Genomic DNA, 3,001 nt, shown 5'->3' on the forward strand with positions numbered 1-3,001 from the left:
GTCTCGCGGGCACGAGCACCGGTTTGGCCTTCACGACCATAAACCGCCACTTTCTTCAGATCACGCCCCAGCGCATCGGCAATCACTTCACCCATGCGAACGGCGGTGCCGGACGGCGCATCGACTTTATGCCGATGGTGGGCTTCAGTAATTTCGATATCGACATCATCACCCAGCACGCGAGCAGCCGTGTCGAGCAACTTAAGGCAAAGATTGACGCCAACGCTGAAATTGGCCGCGAAGACGATTGGAATGTCCTTGCCCGCCTCCGCCAGCAACTGCTTCTCTTCAACGCTGAAACCGGTGGTGCCGATAATCATCGCCTTGTGATGCTTGCGGCAGAACGCGAGGTTCTTCAGGGTTACCGTCGGGTGCGTGAAGTCGATCAACACGTCGAACTCGTCAACCACCCGATCCAGATCACCCGACAACGGCACACCGATACGACCCAGGGCAGCCAACTCACCGGCATCCGCACCCACCAGCGTGCTGTCAGGACGATCAATGGCAGCCGTCAGACCGGCACCAGGCGTTTGCTGCACCGCTTCGATCAGGGTTTTTCCCATGCGCCCGGCGGCGCCCATCACTGCAATACGTCGCATGCCTGTCTCCTTACAAATCGCCGAAGAAGCGCTTCACGCCTTCAAACCAACCGGTGGTTTTTGGCGAATGGCTGTTGTCGTCCGCCAGGGAGCTGCGGAACTCTTCCAGCAATTCACGCTGACGACGTCCCAGGTTGACCGGGGTTTCGACCGCCACACGGCACATCAAGTCACCTGCACCGCCGCCACGCACTGGCGCAACGCCTTTGCCGCGAACCCGGAACTGCTTGCCGGTCTGAGTGCCCTCAGGGATTTTCAGTTTGACTCGACCATCAAGGGTCGGAATCTCCAGCTCGCCGCCCAGCGCTGCATCGACAAAGCTGATCGGCACTTCGCAGAACAGATGCTTGCCATCACGCTGGAAGATCGCGTGCTCGCGCACATTGATCACCACGTACAGATCGCCTGTCGGCCCACCTTGAGCGCCCGCCTCGCCTTCGCCGGACAGGCGAATGCGGTCACCGGTATCGACACCGGCCGGCACTTTCACGGAAAGGGTTTTGGACTCTTCGACACGACCTTCGCCGTTGCAGGAGTTGCACGGATCGGAAATGATCTTGCCCTGGCCATGGCAGCGCGGGCAGGTTTGCTGCACCGAGAAGAAGCCTTGCTGCATACGGACCTGGCCGATACCGCCGCACGTCGGGCAAGTGACTGGCGAGGAGCCCTTCTTGGCACCCGAGCCGTCGCACGGTTTGCAATTGACCAGTGATGGAACGCGGATATTCACGGTAGTACCGCGTACCGCTTCTTCCAGGTCCAATTCCAGGGTGTAACGCAGGTCGCTGCCGCGCTGGGCACCACCACGGGAACCGCCGCGACCGCCACCGAAGAAGTCACTGAAGACATCACCAAAGATGTCGGAGAAGTTCTGACCACCAAAACCGGCACCACCGCCACCCATGCTCGGGTCGACACCGGCATGACCGTACTGGTCGTAGGCCGCGCGCTTGCCGGAATCGGACAGCACTTCGTAGGCTTCGTTAGCCTCCTTGAACATCTCTTCCGACGCTTTGTCATCGGGATTACGGTCCGGGTGGTGCTTCATCGCCAGACGACGGTAGGCCTTTTTCAGGTCTGCTTCGCTTGAGCCACGCTCAACACCCAATACTTCGTAATAGTCACGCTTTGCCATAAGTCTTTGCACTCTTGAGGACGTTCGGCAAACCTCTCCTGAGCCTTGCCAAACTCGTTGAGCCCCAATACAGGCCCGGACCCAACTCACGTCAATTCAACGATCCTGGTCTTTGATTCATTGCGGTACTTTCAGCTCGAAAAGCAGGAGCATTCCCGGCCATACCCAGCATCCGAGCGCTGTCGCATGCTGTAAAAATTCGCTAACTCCAGACACGCCAACGCGGGAGCAAGCTCCCGCGCGGCGACATCCTACCAGTCACCGCCTGAAGGCAGTCAACCGGGCGACCAACAACTTACTTGTGGTCTTTGACTTCTTCGAACTCGGCATCGACAACGTCGTCAGCCTTTTCAGCTTTTTCGTCGTGCGGTGCCGCGCCTTCAGCAGGCTGAGCCTGTTCGGCGTACATCTTCTGCGCCACTGGAGCAGAAACTTTCGACAGTTCTTCAACCTTGGCTTCGATTGCAGCTTTGTCGTCGCCTTTAACAGCGGCTTCCAGAGCAACAACTGCAGCTTCGATTGCAGTCTTCTCTTCGGCAGTCACTTTATCGCCAGCGTCAGCGACCATTTTGCGCGTCGAGTGAACCAGCGCATCGCCCTGGTTGCGGGCGGTTGCCAGCTCTTCGAACTGGCGATCTGCGTCGGCGTTGGTTTCAGCATCGCGAATCATCTGCTGAATCTCTTCCTCGGACAGACCGGAGTTGGCCTTGATCACGATCGACTGAGTCTTGCCGGTGGCCTTGTCTTTGGCGCCTACGTGCAGGATGCCGTTGGCGTCGATGTCGAAGGTCACTTCAATTTGTGGCACGCCACGTGGTGCTGGTGGAATCTCGGCCAGGTCGAACTTGCCCAAGGACTTGTTCTGAGCCGCTTGCTTACGCTCACCTTGCAGCACGTGAATGGTTACAGCGCCCTGGTTGTCATCGGCAGTCGAGAACACTTGCGATTTCTTGGTAGGAATCGTGGTGTTTTTCTCGATCAGCGCGGTCATCACGCCGCCCATGGTTTCGATACCCAGGGTCAGCGGGCTAACGTCCAGCAGCAGAACGTCTTTCACGTCGCCAGCCAATACCGCGCCCTGGATAGCAGCACCCATGGCAACCGCTTCGTCCGGATTCACGTCTTTACGAGCTTCTTTACCGAAGAACTCGGTCACCAGCTTCTGAACCAGTGGCATACGGGTCTGACCGCCTACCAGGATCACGTCGTTGATCGCGCCAACGTCGATCCCAGAGTCTTTCAGAGCGATGCGGCAAGGTTCGAT

Annotated in this window: 3 protein-coding genes; all 3 read right to left on the bottom strand. The window is 58.3% G+C overall.

What is annotated here, in order from left to right:
- A partial coding sequence (dapB, locus tag AC1DRJ_RS23010; protein ID WP_477804176.1) for a 4-hydroxy-tetrahydrodipicolinate reductase occupies positions 1 to 602 on the bottom strand: 602 nt, incomplete at its 3' end.
- A gap of 10 nt (positions 603 to 612) precedes the next feature.
- Positions 613 to 1,737, bottom strand: coding sequence for a molecular chaperone DnaJ (gene dnaJ / locus AC1DRJ_RS23015; RefSeq protein ID WP_007942897.1), 1,125 nt, complete (start codon positions 1,735 to 1,737; stop codon positions 613 to 615).
- 295 nt (positions 1,738 to 2,032) lie between these two features.
- Positions 2,033 to 3,001: Hsp70 family protein (locus AC1DRJ_RS23020; protein ID WP_477804177.1), on the bottom strand; the 969-nt coding region annotated here is incomplete at its 5' end.

It is taken from the genome of Pseudomonas sp. P5_B2 (genome assembly GCF_056400445.1).

Excerpts from the sequence above, each read along its gene's own strand:
- dnaJ (WP_007942897.1), bottom strand. The coding sequence starts at position 1,737 with ATGGCAAAGCGTGACTATTACGAAGTATTGGGTGTTGAGCGTGGCTCA.